Raw genomic sequence first — 5,394 nt, forward strand, 5'->3', positions numbered from 1 at the left:
AGCGCCGGGGAGGCGGCGCCGAGCGCGGCACCGGCGATGCCGACCGCGACGAGCAGGGCGGGCGCGGAGGCGGGGATCACGCGGCGACCCTAGGGGCTGCGGCGGGCCGGGCGGGCGGACGGGGGTCCAGCTGGGGACGGACGACGGACGGGCGCCCGCGGGAGGACCGCGGGCGCCCGTCGGCGTCGATCAGATCGTGCGGCGCGCGCCGATCAGACGGACTGGCGGGGCCGCGACGCCTCGAGCATCTCGTCGCGCTCGACCACCTTGATGCGGGCGCGGCCGTGCGGCTGCCCCAGGGCGATCTCGTGCTCGTCGAGCGCGTGCCAGCCGGCGAGGTCGGTGTACTCGATGCCGCGCTCGGCGAGGAGGTCGACGATCGCCTGCTCCTCGGGTGCCTCGGGGGTCCACCAGTCACCCTGGTCGTTGAGCACGTGCGAGACGGTCTCCATGGCGTCGGACTTGGTGTGCCCGATGAGGCCGATGGGCCCGCGCTTGATCCAGCCCGTGGCGTAGACGCCGGGGATCCGGTTGTTGTCCATGTCGAGGACCTGGCCCTCGTGGTTCGGGATGACGCCGCGGCGCTCGTCGAACGGGATCCCGTCGACGGGCGACCCGAAGTAGCCGACCGCCCGGTAGACGGCCTGCACGGGCACGTCGCGGTACTCGCCCGTGCCCTCGACGCCGCCGAGGCCGTCCGGCCGCGTGCGCTCGATGCGCAAGCCCGCGACGCGCGGCTCGGCGTCGTCGGACGCGAGCACCTCCGCGGGGCGCGAGTAGAAGTGCAGGTGCAGCCGGCGGGACGCGGATCCGGTCTCGCGCGTGCGCCACTTCTCCAGCACGCGGCTGATGACCATGACCTGCTTGTTGGTCTTCGCGGCCTCCTCGGCGGCGGGATCCACGCCGAAGTCCTCGTCGTAGACGATCACGTCGACGTCGGGCACCTCGCCGAGCTCGCGGAGCTCGAGCGGCGTGAACTTCACCTGCGCGGGCCCGCGGCGGCCGAAGACGTGCACGTCGGTGACGGGCGAGTGCTTGAGCCCCGTGTAGACGTTGTCCGGGATCTCGGTGGGCAGCAGGTCGTCCGCGTGCTTCGCGAGCATGCGCGCCACGTCGAGCGCGACGTTGCCGTTGCCGATCACCGCGACCTCGCGGGCGTCGAGCGGCCAGTCGCGCGGGAAGTCGGGGTGGCCGTCGAACCAGTTGACGAAGTCGGCCGCGCCGTTCGAGCCCGGCAGGTCGATGCCGGGGATGTCGAGCTCGGCGTCGCGGATCGCGCCCGTGGAGAAGATGACCGCGTTGTAGTGCTTCTGCAGGTCCTCCAGCGTGATGTCGCGGCCGTAGTCGACGTTGCCGAAGATGCGGATGTCGCCGCGGTCGAGCACGTCGCGCAGCGCGCCGATGATGCCCTTGATGCGGGGGTGGTCGGGCGCGACGCCGTAGCGGACGAGGCCGTACGGCGCGGGGAGGCGCTCGAAGAGGTCGATGGAGACGTTGAACTGCTTCTCGGCCTTCAGGATGATGTCGGCCGCGTAGATGCCCGCGGGCCCTGCGCCCACGATGGCCAGCCTGAGCTTGGTCACTGGTGTCTCCGGTTCGTCGTCGTCCCCGTGCCGGCCGTGCGGGGGCGTGGTGGTGCGGATCCCCGCGAGAGCCGGCGGGGACGAGCGGCAGCTAGCGCGTGCGCTCGACGATGGTGTCGGCGAAGCGCGTGAGCGCCTTCTTCACCGGGCCCTGGGGCAGGGGCGCGAGCGCCTCGACCGCCTCGGCGGCCCAGCGGTGCGCCTCCGCGATGGTGCGCGCCGTGACCTCGTGGTCGCGGAGCTCGGCGATGGCGGCCGTGAGATCGGCCTCGGACTCCGGCGTCTCCTCGTGCTCGACGTCGCGCTGGATGCGGGCGAGCAGCGCCGCCGCGGCGGCGTCCGTCTCCGCGAGACGGCGCAGGTAGAGGAGCGGGAGCGTCGCGACGCCCGCGCGGAGGTCGGTGCCGGCGAGCTTGCCGGTCTCCTCGGGCTGGTCGGCGAGGTCGAGCACGTCGTCGACGAGCTGGAAGGCCACGCCCGTGCGCTCGCCGAACGCCAACACGGCCGACTCGAGCTCGGGATCCGCGCCGGAGTAGATGACGCCCATCTGCGCGGCGCACGCGATGAGGGAGCCGGTCTTGTCGGCGAGGACGTCGAGGTAGTGCTCGATCGGATCCTGGCCCTCGCGCGGGCCGATGGTCTCGTGCAGCTGCCCGAGGACCAGGCGCTCGAACGTCGCAGCCTGCAGGCGGATGGCGCGCGGGCCGAGGTCGGCGACGATCTTGCTGGCGCGCGCGAAGAGGAGGTCGCCCGCGAGGATCGCGACGGAGTTGCCCCACACGGCCTGCGCGCTCGGGACGCCGCGGCGCATGTCCGCCTCGTCCATGACGTCGTCGTGGTACAGCGAGGCGAGATGCGTGATCTCGATGGCGACCGCCGCGTCCACCACCTGCTGCGTGTTGCCCTCGCCCAGCTGGGCGATGAGGAGCGCGAGCATCGGGCGCACGCGCTTGCCGCCCGCGTCGAGCAGGTAGCGCGTGGTCACGTCGGCCACGTCGTCGGCGAACCGGACCTCGCGGAGCAGCTGCTCCTCGACGAGCGCGAGCCCGTCGTCGATACTGCGCGCCATGCGGCGGTCGTCGGAGGACGAGAAGAGGCGCTCGGTGAGGCTGGCGTGCGAGGCGACGGAGGCGCCGCGGCGGGCGAGCGGGATGCTCGGACTCATGTTCGGCGTCCTTGTCTGTGGGGGTTCAGTCGCGGTCAGGACGCGGCGGGACGGGGAGCGGCGTGACGGCCGGCGGGCTTGACGCCGCGGTGCAGCGCCACGATCCCCGCAGTGAGGTTACGGTGCTCGACCGACGCGAATCCAGCCGCGCGGAGCCACGAGCTCAGCGTCTCCTGGTCGGGCCAGGCCTGGATCGACTCGTTGAGGTACTCGTACGCGCTGGCGTTGGAGCTCACGAGCTTCACGAGCGACGGGGCGACGGCCTTCATGTAGAGGTCGTAGCCGCGGCGCACGAGCGGCACGGGCGGGGTGCTGAACTCGCAGATGACGATGCGGCCGCCCGGCTTCAGCACGCGGAGCAGCTCGTCGAGGCCCTTCCGCGGCTCGACCACGTTGCGGAGGCCGAAGGAGATGGTGACGGCGTCGAAGGAGTCGTCGTCGAAGGGGAGGTCGGTGGCGTCGGCGTGCACGAACTCGACCCGGTCGTCGCCGGCGAGGCGGCGGCGGCCGACCTCGAGCATCCCCTCGGAGAAGTCGGCGGCGACAACGTGGGCCCCGGATGCGGCGAGCGCGGCACTCGAGGTGCCGGTGCCGGCGGCGAGGTCGAGGATCCGCTCCCCGGCGACCGGGGCGACGGCCCGCGTGGTGGCGACGCGCCACAGCTGGTCGTTCCCTACCGAGAGGAGGGTGTTCGTCCGGTCGTAGGCGCTCGAGACCTCGTCGAACATGGCCGACACCTGGCCGGGCTTCTTGCTGAGGTCTGCTCGCATCACGCGTCCAGTCTATTCGCGCGCGCTGGGCACGCGATGGGCGGCGACCGGATGCCCAGCGGCCGATCAGAGGACGGGGGCGGACGAGCGCGGCGCGGGGTACGTCGGGGGCCACCGCGGTCCCGGGGAGGCCCGGATCCCCGGCGGTAGGCTGGCATCCGTGACCGCATCCCGCGTCCGAGCGCTCCTCGTCGACACCACCCCCGTCGACTCCATCGCCCGGCTCGTCCCCCTCATCGACGCCCGGCACCCGCTCCTGTGGCTCCGGCACGGATCCGGGATGGGCGGCATCGGCGAGGCCCTCCGGCTGGAGTTCCGCGGTCCCGACCGCGTGCGCGACGCCGCCGCCGCCTGGCGCGAGGTCGCCGCGGCCGCGACCGTGACGGATCCGCTCGGGATCCCCGGCACGGGACTCATCGCGTTCGGCGCCTTCGCGTTCGCGGACGACTCGGCGGCCGCGAGCGTGCTCGTGGTGCCGCGGGTCGTCGTCGGGCGGCGGGACGGGGTGTCGTGGGTGACGCGGATCCGGCTCGCCGACCAGGAGGACGGCGACGTCGCCTCCCCGCTCGACGCGCTGGCGGTGGGCTCCCTCCCCGTGCCGGAGGACTCCGGCGCCGAGTACCGCCTGCACCTGCGCCCCGGGTCCATGGGCCCCGACGACTACGAGGCGGCCGTCGCGAGCGCCGTCGCCGCCATCTCGGCCGGCGACGTGCAGAAGGTCGTGCTCGCGCGCGACCTCGTCGGCCGCCTCCCCCTCGGCGGCGACCTGCGCCTCGCCCTCAGCCGCTTCGCGCTCGGCTACCCGGACTGCTGGACCTACGCGGTCGACGGCCTCATCGGCGCGAGCCCCGAGACGCTCGTGCGCGTCGGCGGCGGCACGGTCGGCGCGCGCGTGCTCGCCGGCACGGTCTCGCGCGGCGCGGACGCGCGGGCCGACGCCGCCGCGGCGGCCGGGCTCGCCGCGAGCCCCAAGGACAACGAGGAGCACGCGTTCGCGCGCGACAGCGTGCTCGACGCGCTCCGCCCGCACAGCCGCGACCTCTCCACGACGGACGCGCCCTTCACGCTCAAGCTGCCGAACCTGTGGCACCTGGCGAGCGACGTCACGGGCACGCTGGGCGACGGATCCTCGTCGCTCGACCTCGTGGGCGCGCTGCACCCGACGGCCGCGGTCGCCGGGCATCCGACGGCCGCCGCGCTGGAGCTCATCGCCGAGCTCGAGCCCACCGACCGCGGGCGCTACGCCGGGCCGATCGGCTGGGTCGCGGCCGACGGCGACGGCGAGTGGGCCATCGCGCTGCGCGGCGCCCAGGTGGATCCGTCGGGCGCCATCGTCGCGCACGCGGGCGCGGGCATCGTCGCCGGATCCGACCCGGAGCGCGAGCGCGCCGAGACGGCCATGAAGTTCCGGCCCGTCGTGGAGGCGCTGGGCTAGGTCTGCTCCGCGGGCGCGCGTCGCCGCAGCAGCGACGGCGCCGCGATCCCCGCCACGACGAGCGCGGCCACCGCGCCCGCGACGATCCCGGGGACGGGCCCGGCCGCGTCCACCACCGCGCCGACCCCGGCCGCCGCAAGCGCGACGCCCGTGTTCACGGCCGTGTTGACCCACGCCGACGCTTCCGTGCGCACCTCGGCGGCGGTCTGCTCGTCGGCGAGGAGGTAGCCCGTGGCCATCGCGGGGGCGAGGAACAGGCCGACGGGGACGAGGAGCACGGCGACCGCGACGAGCGCGAGCGGGCCGGGCGCATCGGGCACGCGCAGGGCGACCAGCGCGAGCACGGCGGTCGCGGCGACCATGGCGGCCGCGAGCACGACCAGGCGGATCCGCGCGGGCACCCGCCACGCGCGCGTCCCGTACGCGAGCCCGCCGACCGCG

Annotated in this window: 4 protein-coding genes and 1 pseudogene; 1 reads left to right on the plus strand and 4 read right to left on the minus strand. The window is 74.5% G+C overall.

The annotated features are described in order from the left end of the window. Positions 1 to 212: 212 nt before the first annotated feature. From HDR73_RS01135 to ubiE, 3 genes are all read right to left on the minus strand, one after another. On the minus strand, positions 213 to 1,583 hold the full coding sequence (locus HDR73_RS01135; RefSeq protein WP_012300227.1) for an FAD-dependent oxidoreductase: 1,371 nt from the start codon (positions 1,581 to 1,583) through the stop codon (positions 213 to 215). Between the two features lie 91 nt (positions 1,584 to 1,674). Beyond that, on the minus strand, positions 1,675 to 2,748 hold the full coding sequence (locus tag HDR73_RS01140) for a polyprenyl synthetase family protein (protein WP_041464769.1): 1,074 nt from the start codon (positions 2,746 to 2,748) through the stop codon (positions 1,675 to 1,677). A gap of 35 nt (positions 2,749 to 2,783) precedes the next feature. Next, positions 2,784 to 3,518, minus strand: a complete 735-nt coding sequence (gene ubiE / locus HDR73_RS01145) for a bifunctional demethylmenaquinone methyltransferase/2-methoxy-6-polyprenyl-1,4-benzoquinol methylase UbiE (protein ID WP_041464770.1) — start codon at positions 3,516 to 3,518, stop codon at positions 2,784 to 2,786. 160 nt (positions 3,519 to 3,678) lie between these two features. On the opposite strand from ubiE, the gene HDR73_RS01150 reads away from it, so the two are divergent. After that, complete coding sequence (locus HDR73_RS01150) at positions 3,679 to 4,953, plus strand: isochorismate synthase (protein WP_012300230.1); 1,275 nt, start codon at positions 3,679 to 3,681, stop codon at positions 4,951 to 4,953. Here HDR73_RS01150 and HDR73_RS01155 read toward each other — a convergent pair. After that, positions 4,950 to 5,394 (minus strand): annotated as a pseudogene (locus tag HDR73_RS01155) (hypothetical protein); the annotation flags it as partial. The gene HDR73_RS01150 and the pseudogene HDR73_RS01155 overlap by 4 nt on opposite strands.

It is taken from the genome of Clavibacter sp. (assembly GCF_014802555.1).
In the GTDB taxonomy this organism is placed as follows: Bacteria; Actinomycetota; Actinomycetes; order Actinomycetales; family Microbacteriaceae; genus Clavibacter; species Clavibacter sepedonicus.

Coding starts and splice junctions, on each gene's coding strand:
- HDR73_RS01140 (WP_041464769.1), bottom strand. CDS start 2,748: ATGAGTCCGAGCATCCCGCTCGCCCGCCGCGGCGCCTCCGTCGCCTCG.
- ubiE (WP_041464770.1), bottom strand. CDS start 3,518: ATGCGAGCAGACCTCAGCAAGAAGCCCGGCCAGGTGTCGGCCATGTTC.